Here is a 23,413-nt window from a genome sequence, read left to right on the forward strand (position 1 = left end):
CACTAGGAGTACCTTATGGGTTTCATTAGCTTCATCATTTTGGGTTTGATCGTCGGAGTCATCGTCAAGGCAATCATGCCGGGCAAGGTGCAGGGCGGCTGGATCACCAGCATCATCTTGGGCGTGGTTGGCGCCATCGTTGGTGGTTGGCTGGGGTCCATCATCTTCAACGCTGATCTAGGATCGTTCTTCAACATCAAGACCTGGCTGTTGTCGATCGGTGGCGGTCTGGTAGTTGCAGCAGCCTATGGCGCCATCAAGGGCCGCAAGTAAGAAACATGTTCGGCCGGGGGCCGGTAGACGCATTCGCGCTGCCGGCCCTCGGCACATATAGGCTCGTCCGTGAGTGTTCATGCCCGCGGCTCCTACTCGCCCCGCGAACCCCGAAAGGTACACGCCGGTGAAACAACTGCAGGACCTGCCCCACAAACTTGCCGATGCCCCGGACGCTGTTTTAGCTGAACGGGCCGGCGACGGGGATGCTGCCGCCTTTGAAATGCTGGCACGCAGGCACGCCCCGCTCATGCGCGCCTATGCCCGGCGCCTGGTTAACTCCCATGCCGAGGCCGACGACGTTGTGCAAGAAGCGCTCATTGCGGCATGGAAAGACATCACTCATTTGCAGGACGGCGCGGCCGCGAAGGCATGGCTCATGCGGATTGTGTCCCGTCGCGCTGTGGACACTGGCCGGCGTCGAAAGTCCCACGACAACCTCGATGACCAGCCTGAAGCGCCAGACCGTTTGCCCAGTCCGGAGCAGGTAGCGGTGGCCGGATCCGCGCGTCGAGCCTTGAATACCGCACTGTCCAGGCTGCCCGAGGAACAGCGAAGATGCTGGGTTTTGAAGGAAATGGGTGGTCAATCCTATGAGGAGATCGCCCAGGTGCTGGGAATTAGCGCCGCCAGCGTCCGTGGCCGGTTGGCCAGGGCGCGGACAACGCTTATGAAGGAAATGGAGGAATGGCGATGAACCCCACGCATGATTGCGGTCGGCACATCGAAGCCCTCAGCGACTATTTGGATAACGTCACCTCAGCCGATGCCGAGCACATTGAGCATTGCCCGCAGTGTCAGGCGCACCTTGCCGGGCTGCAGAGCCTCAGTGCCGCCGCGCTATTGATGATGGACGAGGACGTTGCTTCCGCAGCTTCCGAGGACAGCGGCTGGCTTGATGGCATCATGGCGAACCTCCGTTTGGAAACACGGGCGGGACGTTCCATTCCGCTCGGTGGAAGTGGCGCGGCTGGTGCCGAGCTGGATGAGTTGAGCGAAACCGAAGGTGCCGTCATTGCGCTGGTCCGTACAGTGGGCGACTCGCTGGGCGGGGTCCTCATTGGACGCTGCCAGCTCGATGGCGACGTCAGCGTAGCCGGAGCTCCGGTGGAAGTGAAGATCAACGTCTCGGCCCGTTACGGGTACCCGCTACCGACGCTGGCCGAGGAACTGCGCGACGCCGTTTTTGCCGAGTTAATGGTGGAAACCGAGCTTAATGTGACAGCTGTTCATGTGGCGTTTACGGATATGCGCCCACCGATCCTTGATGAATTTGGTAGCTCAGAAAAGGGGTCGCAATGAGCCTAGAAGACGATATTCACCAGCTGGTGTTGTCCTTGGAGGGTGTGGCCACGGTCTATGCCGCTGACCCGGTGTGGCTAAGCGCGCTGAAACAGCTGGGATCTCTGGTGGATTCCGGCAGTGCCGCGGCGCCGGTTCCCTTTGTGGTGTGCTCTGACGCGGACGACGTCGGCACCCAGGAACGTGGCACCGGCACCTTGGGTGCGGAATCCTTGGGGGACGGAGGTGCCGCAGGTGGCCGATCCGTCAAGACAGTCATGACCGTCAAGATCCGGATCGGTACCGATGGTTCGCTGCCGGCCCCTGCCATGGCTCGGGCGGTGGCCGGTGCCATCCGCACCTTTGTCGCTGCACTGCACCCGAATGTTCAGGTTAAGGCCGTAGTAGAGATTTCCGCGATCGGGGTTTGAGCGTTTTGCACGCTGAACCCGCCCTGTTTTAGTGCGAGAGACACCTACTTGTGGTCGGGGAACTCGGACAATTCTAACTTTGAGGAGTACTTCACCGGTTCGCGGGTCAGCGGGTCGGTGAAGGAAATGCTGTGGGCCAGCAGCTGCAGCGGTTTGCTGTAATCGTCCGGGGCCTGGTCGAACAGCACGGGGTAGAACGGATCGTTCATGATGCCGATGCCCAGGGAAGATAAGTGCACGCGGAGTTGGTGGGTCTTACCGGTGTGCGGTGCCAGATCGTACAGGCCCAACGTCTGGCCGGTGGCGGCCTCCACGCGGGTATCCATGAGTTCGATGCGGGTTTCCGCATTGGGCTCGCCTTCAACTTCTTGGGCTAGCAGATAGGTACGCGATTTGATCATGCGGCTGCGCACTACCAGTGGAAATTCCAAGTCCTGGCGCACCGGAGCCACGGCGCGGTAGGTCTTTTCAATGCGCCGTTTTTCAAAGAGCATTTGATACTTGCCACGGGTTTCCGGGTTGGCGGAAAACAGCAGTACGCCAGCTGTCATGCGGTCTAAACGGTGGATCGGCACCAAATCTGGTGCGTCAAGAAGAACCCGCAAGCGGACCAACGCTGATTCCTGAACATACATGCCGCCGGGGGTGGTGGGCAGGAAATGCGGTTTATCCACCACCACCAGATTTTCGTCCTGATGCAAGATGGATAGTTCCACGGGGAGGCGTCTTTCAACGGGCAGCTCGCGGTAGTACCAAATGAACATGTGTTCGTTCAAGGGGGTGGTAGGTGTGACGATTTCCCCGTCAATGGCCCGGACCTCGCCGCGAACGAACCTATCGACAATGCCAGCAGAATCCACGTGGCCAAACTTGTCCAGCACAAAGTCCATGGCGGTTGCCCACGGACCTTCGTCGGGGATGCGGACGCGTGTTGCATTGACGCCATTACGCACGGGAAGGGGAGAATTCATCACCTTTCAAGGGTACCGAGGCTTGCGGAGGGTGGTGACCACGCGGCTTGCTAAGGTGAAAAAAGATCATCGGGGTGCTCCGCGCAACAGCGGGGACAGGGCTCATGATCGGCGAACGAACGGTTACATTGCCGGCCGATGGTCCCATCCCTGCGGGAATAGCAGGTACATGGACCAGCATCCGCACCACGGTGGCTGACTCGGCTCCTTAGTGCCTCTATGGCAATACTGTGTCAGACACACTATAGTGATGGATATGAGCGATCCATCCTCCGAAGAGACCATCAGCGGGCACCTTGCCGAGTTGCGGCGTGGCACAGTGGTGCTCGCTTGCCTGGTGCGCCTGCGTCAACCCGGCTATGGCTACGCACTGCTGGAATCCCTCAAGGACCTCGGCATGGCTGTCGACGCAAATACCTTGTACCCCTTGTTGCGTCGGCTCGAGAAGCAGGGTCTGCTTGCCAGTAGCTGGAACACGGACGAGTCCAGGCCCCGCAAGTTTTACACCACCAGTCCGGCGGGGGAGGAGTTGGCCCACACCCTCACCCAGGATTGGATCCGCTTGAACGCCGCAGTCCGCAATCTGACTGCTGGCGACGCCGGCAGCCGCAAAGGAGATTTCTGATGACTACTTCGACCCTCACGGAGCGCTATCTTGCTGTCGCTGTCCGGGGCATGCCTAACGCCCAGCGCGAGGAGTTCCAGCGAGAACTCGCCGAGCGCATTGCCGACGACATCGATGCTCGCCTCGAGGCTGGTACAAGCTCCGCCGCCGCCGAATATCAGACGCTGATGGAACTGGGTGACCCGGACCTGCTCGTTGGGAGCTACCGGGACCATCCGCAGTTCCTCATCGGCCCGCGTCTGTTCCCCGTCTGGAAACGACTCCTTCGCGTCATTGCCCTCACCGTCATTCCAACGGTCGGGGCGATCTTCGTCTTCGCTCAACTGCTGGCCCACAAGTCGTTGGGCGAGATCGTGGGCTCAACCATCGTCACGCTCATTACCCTTACCGTGCACCTCGGCTTCTGGACCACGCTCGTCTTCGTGGTCCTGGAACGGACCCTCCGGGGCGCGCCACTGATGGAGTGGAAGCCCGAGTCACTGCCGGAGATCACCGCCGCGCCCCGTCACGAAATGCGCAGCGACTTCATTGCCCACCTGGTGTTCATCGTCATGCTCGTGCTTGGCATCATCTTTCACCCACTCGTTCTGCCGTTCCGGGATGCCAATGGTGAGACTGTGCCGCTCTTCAATGGCAGCACCTGGGTCTGGCTGCAATGGTGGCTAGTCGGGGCACTGGCGGTTGAGCTCGTGTTCTGGTGCATGCTCGCTAAGCACGGACGCTGGAGTTTTGGGCTCGCCCTGGCCAGTGCCGTGCCCAGCCTGGCATTCGGAGTTCCGCTGGCGTGGGCTTTCGCCAACGACCAACTACTCAACCACGCGTTCCTTGAGCGCACAGGCTGGACCGACTGGGCCGGTATGATCGCACCGGGCGGTGTCCTAGCAATACTCGCCGCCTTCATGACCCTCGGCGTCGCGGTGGCCACACCAATTGACGGCTTCGTCAAAGCTCGCCGCGTCCATCGCCCATCGGTGAAGGTTCATCGGAAATCGCAAAGCTGAGCGATCGAAGTATTCTGCACAATCTATGAAATGAGCTACTCATGGGAAAATCTCTGGACAACGAGCTGTGGGCCTTGGCGCATGCTGAGCGGGCCGCGCTCGCCGAAGACCTCGCCGGGCTTGAGCCGGAGCAGTGGCACCACGCCACCCTCTGCGGGGACTGGGATGTTGAACAGGTGCTGGCGCATCTGACAGCAGCAGCGAGCATTGGCCAGTGGCGCTGGATCCGCAGCATGATCGGGGCGCAGTTTCGCCCCGACGTGCACAACCTGCGCCGCCTGCGTGAACACCTTGGAGCCACACCAGCTGAAACTCTGGCGCGATTCCGCACTATCGTTGACAGCACCACCGCGCCCACGTCTGACACCGCCGCTTACCTCGGGGAAGTTGTTGTGCACGCCCAAGACATCAGCCGTCCGTTGGGTCTGGCCCGCACCCCCGGCCTCGAAGCCCTGACGGCGGTTGCGGAATTCTATGCTCGCCGCGACTTCGCTGTCCCCAGCCGCCGCAATGCCGCAGGCCTGCGCCTAAAAGCAGACGACGGACCCTTTGCCGCGGGCGACGGCGCACCCGTCACAGGTTCTACGCTGGCTCTCGTCATGGTGCTGGCCGGGCGCCCGGCGTATCTCGGTGATCTCCAAGGCCCTGGTGTGGACACTCTGAAGGAACGCCTCAGCAAATCCGGAATGTAGGCCTCACACCACCGGCTGGCAGCGTGGGCACCAGTAAATATCGCGGGCTCCACGTGCTGGAAATGCCGGATCGGCCAACTTGTCATGCCGAATCAGGGCCCCGCACCGTTTGCACGGTTTTCCCGCCAGTCCGTAGACCCACGATGCCGACTCCCCTCGAGCCGGACCACCTGTGGTGGAACGGGCCGAACGGTCTTTGTTGGCCTCCAAGAGGCGCTTAGATAGGGCGATAATACGGGGCAGATCCGGTACATCTCGTACCGGTGCAGTGGGGTGAATGCCACCCAAGAAGCACAGATCGTTGCGGTAAACATTGCCAATTCCGGCCAGATTCCGCTGATCCAGTAGTGCTAATCCAACCGCGCGATCCGGCGCCTCCAGCAATCTGCGTAATGCTTCCTCGGCATCCCAATCAGACCCCAGCAAATCGGGGCCCAAATGTGCAACGGCGTCCTCTGCTGAGGCCTCTGGCAAGACCTCCAGTGTTCCGAGCGAAAAGCCCACCGCCACAGCCCGTTCGGTGGTGAGCACCACGCGTGCGGTAAACGCCGGGCGCCGCCACTTGGCTGTGCGGCCATCAGCGCCTCGGGGATAGATATCCCAGTGTCCCTCCATGGACAGGTGCGAGTGAATCGCGAGCTCGCCTGCAAACATGAGTAAATGTTTCCCTCGGGACGCAACGCTGGTGACCACTGAGCCGGACAGATCTAGCGTTGCGTATGCTGGCACGCGGAAATCGGTCGCAGTCAGGGTTTGTCCTTCAAGGACTGCCCGCAAATCCCGTGCCTGGCGCCAAACTGTATCTCCCTCAGGCATGGGTTCCTCCGTATGTTCGGCAAGTCTCAGGCACGGATCCGCACTCCTCGTGGGGAGCTGTAAGCCCCTGAGGCGAGCATTGCCGCGGCCAGCGGGGTGCCCAAAACCTCACCGCCGTTGACTTTTTCTATGGCCATCTTGTCGATCGCGCCGCGTTTGACCACGTTGACCAACGCCGTCCCAGCTAGTGCCACCAAGGGCTCATCGTCGCTAAAGCACAACAGCGTGCGCCCACCGCGCTCCACATACAGGACTAGGACGCCGTCGACCATCACCACCAAGGCGCCCGCCTTGCGCCCGGGCCGGTGACCGGATTCCAACGGAGGCCACGGCAGAGCTGCGCCGTAGGGGTTGGCGGGATCGGTCGCGGCCAGAGCCAAAGCATGCGGCGGACGCGGGTTCAGCGATGCGTCCTCGCTGAAGGTGCGCAGCCGGTCTACGGTGGCCGGCACGGCAAACTGCGCCGCACCCAGGTGCTCAATGAAGTAGCCGCGGCGGCATTTTCCGCTCTCCTCCAACCGGGCCAGGACCTTGTACATGAGGCCGAAACCGCCGGGAAGCCCGTGGTTCATGACGGAACCACGCGTCACGACCCCGTACCGGTCCAGGAACAGCTCGGCGAGGGCGTGACTGCGCAGGGTGGTCTGGGCGGTGTCCACTTCGGCGCCAGGAACAGGCAACAAACTCCATCGCCCGGCGCCCATGGGCGGGGCGCCGCGTTGCACGCCTGCGGCCCTTCCCGGCAGACGCCCGTATCGGCCGGAACGGGCAGGACGCAGTCGAGAAGGCGGGGTTTTTTGCTTGTGCGCAGTATGCCCGCCAGCTAAGAGGGCCCGGACCGGGGCAAAGGTGTCATTGCTGATCCGTCCTGCCCAGAATAGCTCCCACAGCGCAGACATCAGATCGGTATCAGAGGCGGGCAAATCTGGGCCATCTGCGGTCATTTCGCGCAGCTGATGGAAGAAGTAGGCGCCGCCCGTGTGTAGCGCGGCCATGATGCGTTCGTGGAATTCGGTGGGCGTGAATTCCGTAGATGGTTGCAGCGTCAGATCCACTGAATCGGCAATGTGCAGGCTCAACCAGCCATCATTTGAGCCCAACGAACCAGCACCTGAAACGAGCACTTCACCGGTGGCCGTCAGCTCATCCAGCATGGCGGGGGAGTAGTCAGCCACTCGCGCGGCGAGTACCAGCGGTTCCCACGCGGACGCCGGGATTGGTACGCCAGCCAGCTGATCCACCACCGTCAGCACGCCGTCCAAACCACGCAGAGCAGGGGTTCCCGCGGCGGAGGTGACATGCTGCCAGGCTGGCAGGAACCGTGCAAAGGCTGCCGCGTCGACGGGCTCAACTTCAGCCCGCAGCGCCGCCAAGGACCGGCTTCGCAATTGCCGCAACACCTGAACATCGCACCACTCGCTGGCACCATTTTCAGCACGCAGGGGCAAAAATTCGCCTTCGGTGACACGCCTGTCAGCAGCTAATCTGGCCAGCCCAGAATGGACGACGGCGACACCGAGTCCCAGCCTTGTAGCCGCTTCTGCGGCGGTGAAGGGTCCGTGGGTGCGGGCATAGCGGCCTAGCAAGTCACCGAGCGGATCTGCCACCGGTTCAATAAACGCCAGCGGAACACCCATAGGCAGCGGAATGCCGAGGGCATCGCGTAACCGCGCGGCGTCTTCAATGGCGGCGTGCCGTTCCTGGCCCGCCATGTTCACCCGCAGTGCGCGGTTCGCAGTGACGAGCCCGGCGAGATGGGCCGCTGCCAGCGCTAGGTGGGCCTCCGATTCGGCCAGCGCTAGGTGGGCCTCAGATTCAGCCGAAGCCTCCGATTCGGCCACCGCATCAGCTGAGGCGGCGGCATCGGGTGAGTGTCCGGCGTCGGACGCTTCTTGGGGTTGGCGAACCTCTGGCAGCAGCCGGGCGGCAACTTCGGCAACACTTAGCGGGCCCAACAGCCGCAGCAGATCTGCCACACCTTCCATCCCACGCACACGGCGATCGGCGTCGCCACCGGCACCGGCCAGCCGCTGCAGTTGGGCCGCGGTGGCGGCGATAACTGCAGGATCAAGAAGTTCACGCAGCTCGGCGCGGCCTAGCAGCTCATCGAGCAGCGCCGGGTCTAGGGAGAGGGCAGCTGCGCGGCGTTCGGCGAGCGGGGAATCGCCCTCGTAGAGGAAGCTGGCCACATAGCCGAACAGCAGAGAACGGGCGAAGGGGGACGGCTCACTCGTGGTGGTTTCAACGATCCGCAGCTCGCGCCGCTCGATCGAGGCGGCAATGTCCTTTAGGGCTGGGAGATCGTAAACGTCTTGCAGGCATTCGCGCACGGTTTCGAGCACGATCGGGAACTGCGGGTATTTCCGTGCAACATCGAGCAGCTGGGCCGAGCGCTGGCGCTGCTGCCACAGAGGGGATCGCTTGCCCGGATTCTGCCGGGGGAGCAGCAGCGCACGGGCGGCACATTCGCGGAAACGGCTGGCAAAGAGGGCTGATCCGCCCACCTCGGCCGTGACGATCCCGTCCAATTCTTCGGGGTCAAACATGAACAAGTCGGCGCCGGGCGGCTCATCATCCATGAGGGGAACGCGCAGCACAATGCCGTCGTCGGAGGCCATCGCCGAGCCATCTAAGCCATAGCGTTCGTGCAGGCGCGCACCCACGGCGAGCGCCCACGGTGCGTGCACCGGCATGCCGAAGGGGCTGTGCAACACCACGCGCCAATCGCCGAGTTCGTCGTGGAAACGCTCAACCATGAGGGTCTTGTCATCCGGGACGGAAGTGGTGGCGGCCTTTTGCTCGTCGAGATAGCTGAGCAGGTTATTGGCAGCCCATTCATCCAAACCGGTGGCCTCGCAGCGGGCCAGAGCTTTTTTGCGTGGGGCAGCGCTTATTTCACGGATGAACGCGCCCAGTGCCCGGCCCAACTCCACCGGGCGGCCCAGGGAATCGCCCTTCCAGAACGGCAACTTGCCGGGCTGGCCGAAGGCCGGGGAGACCAGCACTCGGTCAAAGGTGATGTCCTCGATTCTCCAGCTTGTGGCGCCAAGGGCAAAGACATCCCCCACCCGGGACTCGTAGACCATCTCCTCATCGAGTTCGCCCACGCGCCGGCCGCCCTTGGCTGCCTTTCCGCCGCCGGTTTCTTCGGAGCCAATAATGAAGACACCAAATAGGCCGCGGTCCGGGATGGTTCCGCCGGAGGTGACGGCCAGCCGTTGCGCGCCGGGACGTCCGGTGATGGTGCCGGCCGTGCGGTCCCAGACAATACGGGGGCGCAATTCCGCGAACTCGTCGGAGGGGTAGCGTCCGGCCAGCAGGTCCAGCGTGGCATCGAACGCTGAGCGTGGGAGGGCCACAAAGGGTGCGCTACGGCGAACGGTCTCAAACCATTCCTCCACCCCAATGGATTCCAGCGCCGTGGCAGCCACGGTCTGTTGGGCCAAGATGTCCAGCGGGTTGGCCGGTATGGACAGCGGCTCGATTTCCCCGGCCAGCATCCGCTCTACTGTGACGGCCGAATGCAGCAAATCTGCCCGGTGTTTGGGGAACAGCAATCCTTCGGAAATTTCGCCTACTTGGTGTCCGGCACGCCCCACACGTTGGAGCCCGCTAGCGACCGACGGCGGTGACTCCACTTGGATCACCAAGTCCACGGCGCCCATGTCGATGCCCAGTTCCAGGCTGGAGGTAGCCACTACGGCGCGCAGTCGCCCGGATTTCAGATCGTCCTCAATCAGAGCCCGCTGCTCCTTAGATACGGAGCCATGGTGAGCTTTGGCCAGGACGTTGGGCGCGCCCGTAACAGCCCCGGCCTGCGCCATCATTTCTGCGGGCAGACGTGTGGGGGACGACGCCGGATGGCTGCTTCCAAGGTTTCCCGGCGCCGGAGCATCGGGCGGGGTGGGGGACGGCGCGGTCCGCCACGGAGAAGGGGAGGCGGGTGCGCCGTCGGTCCCCACCAGCTCCCCAGCCTCGCCAGTTCGGCCGGTGCCCCTCGCTGGCGTGGGCCCATCCGCCAGTGCTTCCAGCTCTGCCAGCTCCAGCCGCTCTAGGTAGATTTCGTTGAGCCGCCCAGTCAGCCGCTCGGCAAGTCGGCGGGAGTTGGCGAAGATGATGGTGGAGTTTTTGGCTAGGACGGCGTCCACGATCTTCTCCTCCACATGCGGCCAAATGGAGGCGTTGGGTGCCAGTCCTGAGGCTGGGCCAAGATCGTGGGCGGCGGCGAGGGCGGGTAGTTCCGTCATGTCCGCGACCGGGACCGTGACGCCCAGGTTCCAGGTCTTGGTGCTGGCCGGGGCAACGATGGTGACCGGGGCCTGCCCGCCTAGGAAGCGGGCCACGGTGGAATGCGGCTCAACCGTGGCAGACAGCCCGATGCGTTGGGCCGGGGTTTCCAGCAAAGCATCGAGACGCTCAAGGGACACGGCCAGATGCGCCCCCCGCTTGGTACCGGCGACGGCGTGAACCTCGTCGATGATGATCGTGTGGACGTCGGTGAGGGTCTCACGTGCCTTGGAAGTCAGCATCAAATACAGCGACTCGGGCGTGGTGATGAGAATGTCTGGCGGGTGGCTGAGTAGACGGCGGCGCTCATTGGTGGGGGTGTCTCCGGAGCGCACACCTACGCTGACGAGGGGGGCATCCAGGCCCAGCCGGGCAGCGGTTTGGGTGATGCCGATCAATGGCGCGCGGAGGTTCCGTTCCACGTCCACGCCCAAGGCTTTCAAAGGGGAGATGTACAAGACGCTCGTGCCCTTTTTGGGAGCTGTGGCCGACACTTCAGGAGAGCTGCTTCTGGCAATGAGGCCATCCAAAGCCCACAAAAAAGCGGCCAAAGTTTTGCCGGAGCCGGTGGGTGCCACCACCAGAGAATGCGCCCCATTAGATACTGCGTCCCAGGCGCCGGCTTGAGCTGGAGTGGGTGAGCCGAAGGCGCCCAGAAACCACTCGCGGGTCGGTTCCGCGAACTGGCTCATTCCGCTCATTTGTTTTGTTGCGTCCACGGCTCCATCATGCCGTATGCCACCGACATTGGCTGCTCGAGGCGTTGAGAAAGTGAAGAAAAAATGCTGGGAAAGGCCGTTCCTGACCGAAAAATACATGACGAATTGGTCTCTGGTCGGGCAGTGTCGGTACCGCGCTGTAATCTATCGGTAGGAGTGGCAACGATTGCCGATGCCGGTCCGTTCTTTGCAACGTGCCTGACGGTGCTCCTGCGAGGAAAATTTGGGGGAGGTCAAGGGATCGTGCAGACACGGCATGTGGGGAACAACTGGGTTCCCTTAGTGGGTTTGGCGCTACTTTTTTTGACCTCTGGCGCCCTCAGTATGGTGGCTGACCGCGGCAACGGTGTTGATGTTCGTTTCTTTGCCCTAGGCACCCTGCTGGTAGGCGCCTTGAGTGCTGCTTGGCTGTGGAAGCACCCGTCATGGTGGATTGCTCCGCGTAACCACTATCTATATCTTGCCGCTGGAACAGCGGTGGGCGTTTTACTGTCCGCCCTCCTGCCATTCCTCAATGGGGCAGGACCTTGGCTGGTACTGGGCGCGGCCATTGTGGTCTATGGCTATTTTGAACGCTTGCGGCTTCTGATGACCGTTGGGTCCGGTGTGGTGTTGACAGGCCTTTTAGTTGCTCTGATCCGTGCCGATATTTGGGGTGGTGCGTTGCACTTGCTGGCCACAGCCATTGTGGCCATCGGCGCGAACCGGCTGCACATCTTGCGCCACGGGAGGCGCCGCGAAGCTGCCGATAGCGCGCCGGACTTCATTGGTTCCTTTGAAGAGTTCGACCGCGACGAGGCACTCCGCCCCTAGGCAGGGAAAGCCGGAGTCTGTGCCCTCCCCATCCCCAAATCCGGGTTTTCACCTGTTGGTGCAGAACATCTGGAAGAGGGTAACCACTTTCTGCTGCTGGGAAATAGGGCCATCGAGGTCATTGTTTTTCAAATATGAAACGCCGCTCGGTTTTTTGAATAGCCCAGTTTTCCAGTAAATTTCGTCGCTGTGAAAGGCGCTGAACAGTCTGCCATAGGAGGGGGAACGTGGGGAATTCCTCGTGGTCTCACGCGAATTACGGGTGAGACCAAGCTATCAGTGCCCGCATGTAGGGCTTTTGACAGGTAATTTCTTTCGATATAAAACTAATGAATGAATTCTGACTCTTCCTACACGCAGTTGCATCGCGGCGGCACCTCAGTGATTGTTGACCTGAGTACCGCCGGCCTCCCTACGATCATCCATTGGGGGCCAGCAACAGGTGTCCTTTCCCCGGCTGAATTGAGCTCCCTGGCCGTAGCCGCCCGCCTCCAACGAGTTTCTGGCGGCATTGATGTTCCTGCACGATTAACGCTGCTACCGCAAGAAACATTTGGCTGGCAGGGCTCACCTGCTCTTCAGGGACAGCGGGTCCGAAGCGGATGGGCCACTGCATTGAGCACCGTCTCGACCGTTGCCGACAGCTCCAGTATCACCATCACCTCGGAAGATTCGGCGGCTGAACTGCGCTTGGTCACCGAGCTGTCCCTCACTGCGGCCGGTGTACTCCGACAACGGCACACGCTGATAAACACCGGCAGTTCGGACTACGAATTGCATCGACTCGACACCATCTTCCCGGTACCGGCGAGCGCCACGACAGTGCAGGACTTCACCGGACGCCATCTGAAGGAACGTAGCTCACAACGGCGCCCGCTGACAGTCGGCGCCCATGTTCGAGAAAGCCGCCGGGGGCGGCCCGGCGCTGATGCGACGCTGCTCATGCTCGCCGGTACCGAGGCCATGGGGCACCGAAGCGGACTCGTTCATGGCGTCCACACAGCCTGGAGCGGTAACCATCGGTTCAGCGCCGAACGCACTATCACCAGTGATAATTTCCTCAGCGCTGGAGAGCTATTGCTGCCCGGTGAAGTGGTGCTTGCGCCGGGGGAGAAGTACTCAACTCCGTGGTCGCTTGGTTCTTGGGGTAGCGGCTTGGATCAGCTTGCGTCTCGGTTCCATGAGGACTTGCGCGCCCGCCCGCAGCACCCTGCCCGGCCCCGCCCTGTCACCCTCAATACGTGGGAGGCAGTCTACTTTGACCATGACCTCGAGACGCTGAAGACGCTGGCCAATAAAGCAGCCACCATTGGTGTTGAACGATTCGTGCTCGACGACGGCTGGTTCCTGGGCCGGCGTGACGACACCGCCGGTTTGGGTGACTGGTTTGTTGACCCTGCTGTGTGGGCCGATGGGCTGGGGCCCATCATCAATCATGTCCGCGAACTAGGCATGGAGTTCGGGCTCTGGTTTGAACCAGAAATGGTCAACCCGGACAGTGAACTGGCCCGCAACCACCCCGACTGGATTCTGCATTCCGAGGGCCGCTGGCCGGTCAGCGCACGCCAGCAGCAGGTATTGAACCTGGCTCATCCAGACTGCTTCGATTACCTCCTCGGTCGCCTTGACGCCATCTTGACTGAATACCCCATCAGTTACATCAAGTGGGACCATAACCGTGACTTGCTGGATGCTGCGGATCCGCTCACCGGCCAGGCCGCTGTCAGGAATACCACGCTGGCTCTCTACCGACTTCTGGGTGAGCTGAAGAGCCGCCACCCGAACTTGGAAATTGAAAGCTGCGCATCGGGCGGAGCCCGTGTGGACCTAGGCATCCTGGATTACACCGACAGGATCTGGACTAGCGACTGCATCGACCCCATTGAACGGCTCGGCAACCAAGCCAACACCGGACTATTGGTCCCCTATGAACTCATGGGAGCCCACATTGGCGGGCCCGAATCGCACTCAACCCGGCGCCAGCACAGCCTAGGATTCATGGCGCGCACAGCCATCTTTGGCCACTTTGGCATCGAATGGAACATTGCCGAAATTGATGCAGCGCAAACGGCAGAACTGGCCCAGTGGGTGGAGTTCCACAAAGATAACCGCGGGCTCTTCCATACGGGAGTCTCAGTTCACGCTGATCTCCCCGACCCCGCGCTGGATCTGCGAGGCGTCGTAGCCCACGACGGGGAGCGCGCCATTTTTGCACTGACCCAGCGGGAAGCCTCCATCACCTACCCATCCGGCCGTATCCCGGTGCCGGGACTGCTGCCGGAGAAGAAATATCGCCTAACTTTGTCACACCCACTGGATGACAAACTGGGCAATGGCCAGTCACCGCTGGAATGGCCGCTAAGCGAGTGCGTGCTCTCGGGCTCAGTACTGGAGACCGTGGGCATTCAAGCGCCGGTGCTTTTCCCGGAGCAATCCGTGCTCATCATGCTCACGAGCGTCGAACCCGACGCCTCCTAGGTCTGACCCCTCATAGGCTCCACGCCTCGGGTTTATAAGTCTGACGACTCATGAACACGAGGCCGTTGAGGGTTTAGGTCGATAGCCCCAACGCTCAACGCGGCTGGCAGTCTCTGGTGGAACGGATCAGACTGATTCGCGCCAAACAATGGACGTTTCCAAATACACGCCGTCCCGAATAATTTCCCGGCCCATGATTTGGGCTAGGACCAGCTCCGCTGCACAAGAGCCCAGTTCCGAAGCGGGCTGATGAACAGTGGATAGTGGGGGATTAGTGCGTTTGGCCCAGGTGCTGTCATCGAAGCCGATCAAGGCGACATCTTCAGGCACTCGGTGCCCTGTCTGCTGAAGTACGCTCAGCGCTCCCGCCGCGACGGCGTCAGAGGAGGCGAAGACTCCGTCGATGGAGGGGCTTGTTGCAAGAAGTTCGCGCATGCCAACAGTTCCTGCATCAAAGGAGAAGCGGTCTACTTTAGCGACCAGCTCCGGTCGATAGCTTGAACCCAGAGCGTCCCTAAAGCCTTGCAAGCGGTCGGCTCCGGAGGCCCTGTCCAAAGCGGAAGCGATCATGCCGATCTGAGTCCGCCCAGAGGCCATGAGTTTGGCCGTAATTTCTGCTGCAGCTTGCCTGTTGTTGATTGAGACGAAAGGAAGTGGGCGGTGATTGGGTGGGGGGCCCACAAAAGCCGAAGGCAGTGCCAGGTTTTCAATGATCTCCGTGAGGTGATCATTTTCTCGAGCTGAGACAACAATGGCCCCATCGATGGAGCCGCCATTGAGGTATTGACCAACGCGGGTGACGTCGCGTTCGGAATCGATGATCAAGCACACCATTTGGTATCCGGCTTGCGAGAGCACCGTGTTTGCCCCGAGGATGATCGAGCCTAAATTTGGATCCTCAAGGAAGAGCGAATGAGGCTCATGGATCAGCAGGCCCACAGCTTGTGAGCGTTGTCGCACCAGATTCCGGGCCGCTGTGTTGGGGACATAACCCACGGCCTTGATAGCCTTGTCGATGGCTTCTCGGGCCTCGGCAGAAACATACTTTTCACCGTTGAGTACCCGGCTGACCGTTCCCCGTGAAATGCCCGCAACCGTGGCAACGTCCAGGATGGTTGCGCGCTTTTTTCTGCTGGGTAGAGGAGCCATTCCTTTACCTTACCGGGCCAATGCCGGGCGGGGCGCATAGGAAAGACTTGACAGCGCTGTGACGCGAGACATACTCTGTGTACGTTCACAGAAAACATGACGTCGTTTGAAACGTGGTTCTCTGTGAACGTACACAGAGCGGTGTGAGTTGCCGCTGAACGACCAGTAGGCAACACCTCATTAAGGATTCACATGAACAGCTCGCTAGTGGGGCAGCCTCGTCCAATCATTGAATTGGATTCCGGCATGGCCTTTGGGTGCGACTACAACCCGGAACAATGGGATCCGGAAGTTTGGGCACAAGACGCCGCAGCCATGCAACAGGCCGGGGTCAACTTTGTTGCCATCAACATTTTCGGCTGGTCCCACCTGGAGCCACGCGAAGGCGAGTACGACTTCAGCAATCTTGATGCCATTATCGAGTTGCTCCACGAACACGGGATCCGCATCAACTTAGCGACGGCCACCGCTTCTCCTCCGCCGTGGCTGACAAGCACCTATCCGCAGGTACTTCCCGTCGTAGAAGATGGCACCAAGCGCTACCCCGGCGGCAGACAAGCATTTTGCCCCAGCTCACCCATCTACCGGCACCATGCGGCGCTCTTGGTGGAAAAAGTAGCCCAGCGCTACGGCAACCATCCCGCCGTCGCACTTTGGCATGTATCCAACGAGATTGGCTGCCACAACGCCCATTGCTACTGCGAAACCTCATCCATTGCGTTCCGTGCATGGTTGACGGAGCGTTACGAGAGTATTGAAAACCTCAACACCGCATGGGGCACTGATTTTTGGAGCCAGCGGGTTTCGGACTGGAGCGAAATCTTCACGCCCCGCCTTACACTCTCCAGCCGTAATCCCGGCCAAAGTATGGACTTCAAGCGTTTTAGTAGCGATGCACTGCTGGAAAACTACCGTCTGGAAGCGGACATCATCCGCCGGCACAGCGACGTTCCGGTGACCACAAACTTTATGGTGACCGCCCACATTCGCAACATGGACTATTTCTCATGGACAGCGGACATGGACATCATCGCCAATGACCACTACTTGGACCACAGGCTTGGCGAGCCGACCACCGAGCTGTCGTTTGCGGCAGATCTCACGCGCGGGCTGGCCAAGAACAACCCGTGGATTCTCATGGAACACTCCACCGGATCCGTCAACTGGCAACCGCACAACCCGGCCAAAACGCCCGGGGAAATGCTGCGCAACTCCTTGGCTCACGTTGCCCGTGGTGCTGATGGCGTCTGCTTCTTCCAGTGGCGAGCTTCGCTGCAGGGATCTGAAAAGTTCCACTCCGCGCTCATGCCCCATGCTGGCCAGGAGTCCGAGATGTGGCGCGACGTGGTTGCCCTTGGAAACACTATTGCGAGCTTGGCCGAGGTAGTGGGCACCCGGGTTGAATCCAAGGTGGCCTTCATCTTCAGCTGGGAATCATGGTGGGCAGTGGATGCTGAGACCCGCCCCTCTGAAGCTGTTTCTTATTTGGAACAGGCTCATGCAATCTACGCCTCACTACACGCACTGGGGACCACCGTGACCATGGTGGCTCCGGGATCCGATCTCAGCGGCTACAAGCTAGTCATTGTCCCCACGCTGTACATGGTTTCCGATGACCATGCTGGTGTGATCAATGATTACGTCAGCAATGGCGGGGACGTAGTGGTCACCTTCTTCAGCGGAATCGTTGACGAAGACGACCGTGTCCGTACCGGCGGCTACCCGGGTGCATTCCGGGAAATGCTGGGAATCAGAACCGAAGAATTTTCCCCACTCTTGCCCCATCAGGTACTGGAACTTTCCGATGGCCGGACGTCCTCGCTCTGGACTGAGCGGACCACCTTGCAGGGCGCCACAGCTCTTGCCACCTATGTTGATGGGCCAATGCCCGGCGGCCCAGCAGTCACCTGCAATGAGTTCGGACAGGGACGCGCGTGGTACATCGGCACCGCCTTGGATCATGACGGTTTGCTCAACGTAGTCCGAACCGCACTCGATAGCGCAGGGGTGAATCCGGTAGCCCCGGAAGCGGATGCCAGCTTGGAAGTGGTTCGCCGCTCGCACGCCAACGCTTCTTTCCTGTTCGTGATCAACCACGACCAGCAAGACCGCAGCCTGTCCACCGCAGGCTACGAGATCATCACAGAAACCAACGTTTCTCAGTCACTCATTGTTCCTGCTGGAGCTGTGCGTGTCATACGAGAGGAAGTACAGCCATGAGCCGCAATAAACTGCTCACCGCCGAGCCAGCGGTCCTCGAAGCGCGAAAGCCGAAGAACAAATTCAACAAGGCGATTGTGCTCTTTGTAGCACCCTTCGGTTTGCTTTTTGTGCTTTTCTACCTAGCGCCGATCACCTACGCTCTCTACCAATCATTCTTGAAGGTGGAACGGCAAGGAACCTTCGGAAAAGCCAAGGAAGTATTTGGCGGGTTTACCCAGTACATTGCCGTCTTTGAAAACGGACCTTTCTGGGAATCCATAGGCCGGGTGTTTCTTTTCGGTGCCGTGCAGGTCCCTGTAATGCTGGGGCTGGCCTTGCTCTTTGCCTTGCTACTTGACTCTCCCTTGGTCAGAGGAAAGAAGTTCTTCCGCCTAGCATTCTTTGTCCCCTACGCAGTACCCGGGGTCATCGCAGCCATCATGTGGGGATTCTTGTACTCCCCGAACCTGTCTCCGTTTACGCAAGTCACCAGCAGCATTAACTTCCTGTCCGCCGATCTGGTGCTGTGGGCGATGGCCAATGTGGTGACCTGGGTTTTTGTGGGCTACAACATGCTCATCATTTACTCCTCGTTGCTGTCCATCCCGACAGAAATTTATGAAGCGGCACGCCTCGACGGGGCAGGACAGCTGCGCATCGCGTTGTCCATCAAGATCCCCTTGGTTATTCCTGCCATTGTCATGACGGCCATCTTCTCCATCATCGGCACGCTTCAGCTTCTTGCAGAACCTCAGGTTTTCCGTACCTTCAGTTCTGCGGTCAATAGCACCTTCACCCCGAACCTTGCTGTTCTGACCACCTCATCCATTCCGAACATTCACTTGGCGGCAGCGATGTCAGTAGTTCTTGCCATGACTACCTTCGTGCTGTCCTTTGCGTTCCTCAAGTTCACTGCGCCGAAGGGAAAAGACAATGAGTAAGACTTCAACTCGCCCTTCGAAGCTGAAGGCCGCTTCACATGAGGCCCCTATGCACTCCTCAGGGCCGCGCGGGCCCCGTGAAAACCTGCTGCCTCGCTTCGGTGCCATGATCATCATGGTGGTCTTCGCCTTTTACTTCCTTACTCCGATCTGGTGGCTCTTTGTCTCCGCATCGAAATCGAAGGGAGATCTGACCAGTTCCAACCCACTCTGGTTTGCCGATTTCAACCTCTTTGAAAACATTGGCAATGTCCTGAGCTATCGGGACGGGATCTTTGTGCGGTGGCTCGGTAACAGTGTTGCCTACGCTGGTGGCGGCGCTCTGATTGCGACGCTACTCGCCGGAATGTGCGGATATGCGCTGGCCAAGTACAGGTTCAAGGCCCGGGAACTGATCTTCAACATCATCTTGGGCGGCGTACTTGTTCCCGCCACTGCGCTGGCACTGCCACTGTTTTTGATGTTCAGCCAGGTCAATGCCACCAATACTTTCTGGGCCGTTTTCCTGCCCAGCATTGTGAGCCCGTTCGGCGTCTACCTGACTCGCATCTTCGCCAGTTCCAGTGTCCCGGACGAGCTGATGGAAGCCGCAAGGCTTGATGGTGCAAGTGAGTTACGCACCTTCTTTAGTGTGTCCGTGAAGCTCATGTTCCCGGCCCTGGTAACGGTTTTCCTGTTCCAGTTTGTTGCCATCTGGAACAACTTCTTCCTCCCGTTGATCATGCTTCGTGATGAAGGAAACTTCCCTGTGACCCTCGGTCTCTACACCTGGAACTCTCAGATCAACCAGATCCCCGAGCTACGTATGTACGTGCTCGTTGGTGCCCTGTTGTCCATCATTCCGCTGATCATTGCCTTCTTGTTCCTGCAACGCTTCTGGCGTAGCGGACTCGGCGCCGGCTCAGTCAAATAGTTTTCACCCCCATATTTTCACTCCGTAACTATCAATCACTTCGAGGAAGAAATGAAACCACTAAAAAGCGCCATCGCAGTCGCAATGCTCTCAGCTATGGTCCTCACCGGATGTTCCAGCGCTGACACCACCGAAAACGCTGGTGCCACGATCGAATGCTCACCCTCAGATGGTCCCGTGAACCTCTCCTTCACCTCCTGGATCCCCGGGATTGAGAGCGTGGTTGACGTCTGGAATAAGGACAACCCTGAGATTCAGGTCAAGGTGCAGACCGGTCCGAACGGAAACAGCGGAACGTACCAGAACTTCTTCAACCAGCTCAAGGCCGGCAACGCTCCCGACCTTGGTCAAGTTGAGTATGACGCTTTGCCGAACTTCCGCGTCCAGGATGGTCTGATGGACATCGGCTCATGCCAGGATGTGGCCGATGCAGAAAGTGACTTCATTCCGTGGGCCTGGAACCAGGTCAGCTTCGGTGAAGAGGGATCCGCCTACGGAATCCCCCAGGACACCGGCCCCATGGCACTGTTCTACCGCAGTGACCTGTTCAAGAAGAACAACATTGCCGTTCCCACCACGTGGGATGAGTTCGCAGCTGCCGCCGTTGAAGTACGCAAGACCGGCAGCTACATCACCAACTTCTCGCAGAACGATATCAACCAGTTTGCTGGCTTCGTATGGCAGACCGGTGACAGCTGGTTCAAGAACGACGGCGACGCATGGAACGTTGGTTTGACTGGCCCGGGCAGCACCTCCGTGGCTGAATACTGGCAGGACCTGATTGACCGCGACCTAGTCTCCAGCTACCCCGGCTGGACCTCGGAATGGGACAACGCCTACAACACCGGCAAGGTATGGAGCTGGAACTCAGCTGTTTGGGGAGCCAACTCCATCGCTTCAGGGGCACCTGACACAGCTGGTTCTTGGAGCGTTGCACCGATGCCGCAGTGGAAGAAGGGCGATGAAGCCAGCGGTAACTGGGGCGGTTCATCAACGGTTGTCTTCACCGGCTCCGAGCACCCGTACGAAGCGTCAAAGTTCGCTCTGTGGCTGAACACCTCACCGGAATCGCTGACCATGCTCAACGAGTCCGCGAACCTCTACCCGGCCACCACCGCCGGTTTGGAACTTCCTTCACTGAAGGAAGGCGTTGAATTCTATGGCGATCAGAAGATTTACGATGTCTTCGCCGCCGCCTCCACCAAGGTATCCAGTGATTTCCTCTGGGGCCCGACCATGACGCAGACGTACAACAGCGTTTCGGACGGCTTCAAAGCTTCCGTCACCGGCAAGGGAACCCTTGTTGATTCCTTGAAGGCAGCTCAGGATGCAACCATCAAGGAACTGCAAACCCAGTCAATTCCCGTGGCTGAGTAGTTCTTGCACTGAACCAAAAATGACCTGTTGTTCCAGTGGAAATCCGCTGGAACAACAGGTCATTTTGCGTCTATGGGGTAGGAAATACTCCGGCCCGGATACGCCGTGCCGCCTACGTCTGGAAAGCGCCTACTTCTGGAAAGCGCCGATGGTGAGCAACGTGATGTCCTCATTGCTGCACGCGGTCAACGGGTGTGCGATCTCTAGGCTGTCGTAGGCGCTGGGCGGGTACACAAGGATGGAGTCAGCCTGCACGCGCTGGCAGTTCTGGTAATTTCCCGCCTGCGTGTAGCGCAGCGTGGCCCCCGCGCTCTGACCCGGTGCCAGCGTGATGGGCCCGTTCGACGGCGCCGCCGGATCCCGATTCGCTGGTGCTCCGATGGGGGTGGTGCTGCCCGCTGCCACCATCGAGACGCCTGAGTAGCCATCCAGAATGCAATCGGCCGCCGAGGCGTTCGTCACCGACAACGTCATGTAAATATGTCCGGCAGCGCCGCCGCCACTGTCATCGAGGGAACCCTTTAGTGAAGCTGCCGGGCAGAGCACGGGGGCTTGCTGCGAGGGAGTGCCCGTGGCACTGCTAGGCGCGGACGACGGCGTCTGCTCGGATGTTGGCGCAGCAGAACTTGCGCTGGGGCTCGCTGTACTGGTGCTGCTGGCGCTCGCTGAACTTGCGCTGGGGCTCACTGAGCTGGTGCTGCTGGCGCTCGCTGAAGAGGGCACATCTTGCGAATTATCTGGACCGCACGCCGCCAGAGAGGCACCCAAGCCAAGCACCATCGTCAATGCGAACGTGGTGCGCCAAATGTTGCGATTCGCAGGGGATCGCTGTGCGTTAGTGGTTCGCTGTGCGGTAGTCATGTCACCACTGTCCCGCTCATGGATTCCTGAGTCAACTGGCCCCGCCGCACAGGCACGGCCCTATCGAATGGGCAGTGCCTGCGCGGCGGTCGTGGATGCTGGTGTTGGGGCTTTCGCTACTACGCCTTTTTGGTGGTGCGCAAGAAAGCCAAGCCGCCCAAGATCAACCCGGCCAGCCCGGCACCCAAGCCAAGCCATGCAGCCCAGGAGGTGCCGTCGTCGTTCTTCTCCGAAGTCACAGAAGCCGAAGCAGGCTCAGCCTCATCGCTGGAATCAGCGCTGGCGCCATGCCCGCCGTGAGTGTCCCCGGCCACGGCCTCAGTGATGGTGATGGACGGTGCGGGGGCATCCACAGAATCGTGGTCCGCGCCCGCCGCCGGGATTTCCTTCCAGTCGGTCTGACCCGTTTCGCACGTCTGCAAGGTGGGGAAGTTCAGAGTGGTCCCGGCGGCGTCAGGCAGTTGGAGGGAGAGCGTGAAGGTGTCGCGCTCGTGGTCAGCCAACGGAGTCTTAGCCGTGTAGGTGATGGACTCGGTGCGCTCACTGATCTTGCTGCCATTGGCCACGGTGAGCGGGGGATCCAGCTTCTGTGTTGCCGTGCTGATGGTCCAATTCGGGTTGACGGTAGGGGTGGCCTCGTTCAGCTCCTTCGGCAAAGTGATGGTCAGCGAGGTGGTGGAGGAACCCTCGCAACCGTGGCCCACAGCAAAAGTCACCAGCGTGTACGCTCCAGCGGCTGTCTCAGTGGGAGTGGCGCTGACGTGAGCCGAGGCGCTGCCCAGACCCATCAGCATCAAAGTGCTGGTGGCGCCTACGGCGAGGGTGGTTTTGAGGGTACGAGAAAAACGCATAATAAAAGCCTTTCGAACGCGCAGCTGCGCAAGAGATACAGGGAGGGCACCCTGCGAATGGTTCGAAGGGTGCTAAGCGAAAACTGCTGCCGAAAGGGGCGGGCCGCGGCGCGTATTGGGCCGCAAATTGCGCCACGGCGCACGAGGAAGCGGGCGCGGAACCACGGCCGGAGGTGCGGACTGAACTGGTATTACCAGCACAGCCGCGGCTCGTTGGTACAGCGGGCGGAGCCAGTGTGCCAGTGACCAAATAGCGTTTTCGCCATAGGCCAGCAAACCGGCAGTGGCCAGAGTTGCCGCAAAGTGGGCAGCCCACATCCCTGCAGACATGGCGCCACCGTGGCCAACAGTGTCCATCCCGGATGAAGCTTGCCCCATCATGAGCGCGGCATAGGCCTCCGCAGACATGGTGTGGTGGGCCGCCATATCCGAGCCGTGGGCGCCGCTGTCAGCACCGCTGTGGGCGCTATGCGAGAGAACATCGAAGACCTGGTGCAAAACCACCTGGCTGCTGGCCAGCAGGGCCATCATGACAGGAAGATTCAACCTGAACTTGGTGGCGACCGTGGAGCAGAGAACATGCAGCGCCAAGATAGCGGCCAGAATGGGCGGCGCTGGCAATGTCCCGCCAGCCACGAGGTGAGCTGTGGCCGCCAGCCCGAAGATGGTGGCGCCCACCGCTGTGGTTCGAAGCAGCCTAAAAGGAGCGTGCGGCACGGTGCTCCCTTCGAC

Annotated in this window: 20 protein-coding genes; 13 read left to right on the plus strand and 7 right to left on the minus strand. The window is 60.4% G+C overall.

What is annotated here, in order from left to right; genetic code table 11:
• Nucleotides 1-15 precede the first annotated feature (15 nt).
• The 4 genes from ACX80D_RS10320 (at nucleotide 16) to ACX80D_RS10335 (ending at nucleotide 1,985) form a co-directional block, all read left to right on the plus strand.
• A complete protein-coding gene (locus tag ACX80D_RS10320) occupies nucleotides 16-273 on the plus strand; it encodes a GlsB/YeaQ/YmgE family stress response membrane protein (protein WP_459322576.1) in 258 nt (85 codons plus the stop codon).
• Nucleotides 274-400: 127 nt separating this feature from the next.
• The gene (locus ACX80D_RS10325) at nucleotides 401-970 is read left to right on the plus strand and encodes an RNA polymerase sigma factor (RefSeq protein ID WP_459322577.1); all 570 of its coding nucleotides are present in this window, start codon (nucleotides 401-403) and stop codon (nucleotides 968-970) included.
• A complete protein-coding gene (locus ACX80D_RS10330) occupies nucleotides 967-1,575 on the plus strand; it encodes an Asp23/Gls24 family envelope stress response protein (RefSeq protein ID WP_459322578.1) in 609 nt (202 codons plus the stop codon). The genes ACX80D_RS10325 and ACX80D_RS10330 overlap by 4 nt, the downstream gene beginning before the upstream one ends.
• Entirely contained in the window at nucleotides 1,572-1,985 is a 414-nt protein-coding gene (locus tag ACX80D_RS10335; protein WP_459322579.1) for a hypothetical protein, read from the plus strand. The genes ACX80D_RS10330 and ACX80D_RS10335 overlap by 4 nt, the downstream gene beginning before the upstream one ends.
• Nucleotides 1,986-2,029: 44 nt before the next feature.
• On the opposite strand, the gene ACX80D_RS10340 is transcribed toward ACX80D_RS10335, so the two are convergent.
• Entirely contained in the window at nucleotides 2,030-2,956 is a 927-nt protein-coding gene (locus tag ACX80D_RS10340) for an RluA family pseudouridine synthase (RefSeq protein WP_459322618.1), read from the minus strand.
• 256 nt (nucleotides 2,957-3,212) lie between these two features.
• On the opposite strand from ACX80D_RS10340, the gene ACX80D_RS10345 reads away from it, so the two are divergent.
• From ACX80D_RS10345 to ACX80D_RS10355, 3 genes are read left to right on the plus strand one after another with little or no spacing between them, the layout of a single operon-like run.
• Nucleotides 3,213-3,581, plus strand: coding sequence for a PadR family transcriptional regulator (locus tag ACX80D_RS10345; protein ID WP_459322580.1), 369 nt, complete (start codon nucleotides 3,213-3,215; stop codon nucleotides 3,579-3,581).
• Nucleotides 3,581-4,582 carry a hypothetical protein gene (locus tag ACX80D_RS10350; RefSeq protein WP_459322581.1) on the plus strand — a complete coding sequence of 334 codons (1,002 nt, stop codon included), beginning with the start codon at nucleotides 3,581-3,583 and terminating at the stop codon, nucleotides 4,580-4,582. The genes ACX80D_RS10345 and ACX80D_RS10350 overlap by 1 nt, the downstream gene beginning before the upstream one ends.
• A gap of 41 nt (nucleotides 4,583-4,623) precedes the next feature.
• Nucleotides 4,624-5,274, plus strand: coding sequence for a maleylpyruvate isomerase family mycothiol-dependent enzyme (locus ACX80D_RS10355; RefSeq protein WP_459322582.1), 651 nt, complete (start codon nucleotides 4,624-4,626; stop codon nucleotides 5,272-5,274).
• Between the two features lie 3 nt (nucleotides 5,275-5,277).
• Here the strand turns inward: ACX80D_RS10355 and ACX80D_RS10360 are convergent, their stop codons facing one another.
• A complete protein-coding gene (locus ACX80D_RS10360) occupies nucleotides 5,278-6,090 on the minus strand; it encodes a DNA-formamidopyrimidine glycosylase family protein (protein WP_459322583.1) in 813 nt (270 codons plus the stop codon).
• Nucleotides 6,091-6,116: 26 nt separating this feature from the next.
• Nucleotides 6,117-11,078, minus strand: a complete 4,962-nt coding sequence (locus ACX80D_RS10365) for an Lhr family ATP-dependent helicase (RefSeq protein ID WP_459322619.1) — start codon at nucleotides 11,076-11,078, stop codon at nucleotides 6,117-6,119.
• A gap of 174 nt (nucleotides 11,079-11,252) precedes the next feature.
• Here ACX80D_RS10365 and ACX80D_RS10370 point away from each other — a divergent pair, with 174 nt between their 5' ends.
• Together ACX80D_RS10370 and ACX80D_RS10375 are read left to right on the plus strand one after the other, a co-directional pair.
• Complete coding sequence (locus ACX80D_RS10370) at nucleotides 11,253-11,909, plus strand: hypothetical protein (protein WP_459322584.1); 657 nt, start codon at nucleotides 11,253-11,255, stop codon at nucleotides 11,907-11,909.
• A 333-nt stretch (nucleotides 11,910-12,242) separates the two neighbouring features.
• The gene (locus ACX80D_RS10375; RefSeq protein WP_459322585.1) at nucleotides 12,243-14,387 is read left to right on the plus strand and encodes an alpha-galactosidase; all 2,145 of its coding nucleotides are present in this window, start codon (nucleotides 12,243-12,245) and stop codon (nucleotides 14,385-14,387) included.
• Between the two features lie 126 nt (nucleotides 14,388-14,513).
• On the opposite strand, the gene ACX80D_RS10380 is transcribed toward ACX80D_RS10375, so the two are convergent.
• Nucleotides 14,514-15,536, minus strand: a complete 1,023-nt coding sequence (locus ACX80D_RS10380) for a LacI family DNA-binding transcriptional regulator (RefSeq protein ID WP_459322586.1) — start codon at nucleotides 15,534-15,536, stop codon at nucleotides 14,514-14,516.
• A gap of 192 nt (nucleotides 15,537-15,728) precedes the next feature.
• Between ACX80D_RS10380 and ACX80D_RS10385 the strand changes: the two genes are divergently transcribed.
• Genes ACX80D_RS10385 through ACX80D_RS10400 form a run of 4 tightly spaced genes read left to right on the plus strand, consistent with a single transcriptional unit; the run spans nucleotide 15,729 to nucleotide 20,969 of the window.
• Nucleotides 15,729-17,756, plus strand: coding sequence for a beta-galactosidase (locus tag ACX80D_RS10385; protein ID WP_459322587.1), 2,028 nt, complete (start codon nucleotides 15,729-15,731; stop codon nucleotides 17,754-17,756).
• The gene (locus ACX80D_RS10390) at nucleotides 17,753-18,679 is read left to right on the plus strand and encodes a carbohydrate ABC transporter permease (RefSeq protein ID WP_459322588.1); all 927 of its coding nucleotides are present in this window, start codon (nucleotides 17,753-17,755) and stop codon (nucleotides 18,677-18,679) included. The genes ACX80D_RS10385 and ACX80D_RS10390 overlap by 4 nt, the downstream gene beginning before the upstream one ends.
• The gene (locus tag ACX80D_RS10395; protein ID WP_459322589.1) at nucleotides 18,672-19,592 is read left to right on the plus strand and encodes a carbohydrate ABC transporter permease; all 921 of its coding nucleotides are present in this window, start codon (nucleotides 18,672-18,674) and stop codon (nucleotides 19,590-19,592) included. Before ACX80D_RS10390 ends, ACX80D_RS10395 begins: the two co-directional genes overlap by 8 nt.
• Nucleotides 19,593-19,643: 51 nt before the next feature.
• Nucleotides 19,644-20,969: a sugar ABC transporter substrate-binding protein gene (locus ACX80D_RS10400; RefSeq protein ID WP_459322590.1), complete on the plus strand. Its 1,326-nt coding sequence runs from the start codon at nucleotides 19,644-19,646 to the stop codon at nucleotides 20,967-20,969.
• A gap of 129 nt (nucleotides 20,970-21,098) precedes the next feature.
• Here ACX80D_RS10400 and ACX80D_RS10405 read toward each other — a convergent pair whose 3' ends face one another.
• The 3 genes from ACX80D_RS10405 to ACX80D_RS10415 all read right to left on the minus strand — a co-directional run bounded on the left by ACX80D_RS10405 (nucleotide 21,099) and on the right by ACX80D_RS10415 (nucleotide 23,398).
• A complete protein-coding gene (locus tag ACX80D_RS10405; RefSeq protein ID WP_459322591.1) occupies nucleotides 21,099-21,830 on the minus strand; it encodes a DUF4232 domain-containing protein in 732 nt (243 codons plus the stop codon).
• A gap of 119 nt (nucleotides 21,831-21,949) precedes the next feature.
• The gene (locus ACX80D_RS10410) at nucleotides 21,950-22,681 is read right to left on the minus strand and encodes a YcnI family copper-binding membrane protein (RefSeq protein WP_459322592.1); all 732 of its coding nucleotides are present in this window, start codon (nucleotides 22,679-22,681) and stop codon (nucleotides 21,950-21,952) included.
• A 72-nt stretch (nucleotides 22,682-22,753) separates the two neighbouring features.
• Nucleotides 22,754-23,398 (minus strand): hypothetical protein, encoded by a 645-nt coding sequence (locus ACX80D_RS10415; protein WP_459322593.1) that lies wholly within the window; start codon nucleotides 23,396-23,398, stop codon nucleotides 22,754-22,756.
• Nucleotides 23,399-23,413 lie beyond the last annotated feature (15 nt).

It is taken from the genome of Arthrobacter sp. Sr24 (genome assembly GCF_054511175.1).

What these genes read in the sequence shown, in the direction of transcription:
- ACX80D_RS10345 (WP_459322580.1), top strand. Translation starts at nt 3,213, where the DNA reads ATGAGCGATCCATCCTCCGAAGAGACCATCAGCGGGCACCTTGCCGAG.
- ACX80D_RS10360 (WP_459322583.1), bottom strand. Translation starts at nt 6,090, where the DNA reads ATGCCTGAGGGAGATACAGTTTGGCGCCAGGCACGGGATTTGCGGGCA.
- ACX80D_RS10380 (WP_459322586.1), bottom strand. Translation starts at nt 15,536, where the DNA reads ATGGCTCCTCTACCCAGCAGAAAAAAGCGCGCAACCATCCTGGACGTT.
- ACX80D_RS10410 (WP_459322592.1), bottom strand. Translation starts at nt 22,681, where the DNA reads ATGCGTTTTTCTCGTACCCTCAAAACCACCCTCGCCGTAGGCGCCACC.
- ACX80D_RS10330 (WP_459322578.1), top strand. Translation starts at nt 967, where the DNA reads ATGAACCCCACGCATGATTGCGGTCGGCACATCGAAGCCCTCAGCGAC.
- ACX80D_RS10385 (WP_459322587.1), top strand. Translation starts at nt 15,729, where the DNA reads ATGAACAGCTCGCTAGTGGGGCAGCCTCGTCCAATCATTGAATTGGAT.
- ACX80D_RS10390 (WP_459322588.1), top strand. Translation starts at nt 17,753, where the DNA reads ATGAGCCGCAATAAACTGCTCACCGCCGAGCCAGCGGTCCTCGAAGCG.
- ACX80D_RS10340 (WP_459322618.1), bottom strand. Translation starts at nt 2,956, where the DNA reads ATGAATTCTCCCCTTCCCGTGCGTAATGGCGTCAATGCAACACGCGTC.
- ACX80D_RS10320 (WP_459322576.1), top strand. Translation starts at nt 16, where the DNA reads ATGGGTTTCATTAGCTTCATCATTTTGGGTTTGATCGTCGGAGTCATC.
- ACX80D_RS10375 (WP_459322585.1), top strand. Translation starts at nt 12,243, where the DNA reads ATGAATTCTGACTCTTCCTACACGCAGTTGCATCGCGGCGGCACCTCA.
- ACX80D_RS10405 (WP_459322591.1), bottom strand. Translation starts at nt 21,830, where the DNA reads ATGACTACCGCACAGCGAACCACTAACGCACAGCGATCCCCTGCGAAT.
- ACX80D_RS10335 (WP_459322579.1), top strand. Translation starts at nt 1,572, where the DNA reads ATGAGCCTAGAAGACGATATTCACCAGCTGGTGTTGTCCTTGGAGGGT.
- ACX80D_RS10365 (WP_459322619.1), bottom strand. Translation starts at nt 11,078, where the DNA reads ATGAGCGGAATGAGCCAGTTCGCGGAACCGACCCGCGAGTGGTTTCTG.
- ACX80D_RS10400 (WP_459322590.1), top strand. Translation starts at nt 19,644, where the DNA reads ATGAAACCACTAAAAAGCGCCATCGCAGTCGCAATGCTCTCAGCTATG.
- ACX80D_RS10355 (WP_459322582.1), top strand. Translation starts at nt 4,624, where the DNA reads ATGGGAAAATCTCTGGACAACGAGCTGTGGGCCTTGGCGCATGCTGAG.
- ACX80D_RS10350 (WP_459322581.1), top strand. Translation starts at nt 3,581, where the DNA reads ATGACTACTTCGACCCTCACGGAGCGCTATCTTGCTGTCGCTGTCCGG.
- ACX80D_RS10395 (WP_459322589.1), top strand. Translation starts at nt 18,672, where the DNA reads ATGAGTAAGACTTCAACTCGCCCTTCGAAGCTGAAGGCCGCTTCACAT.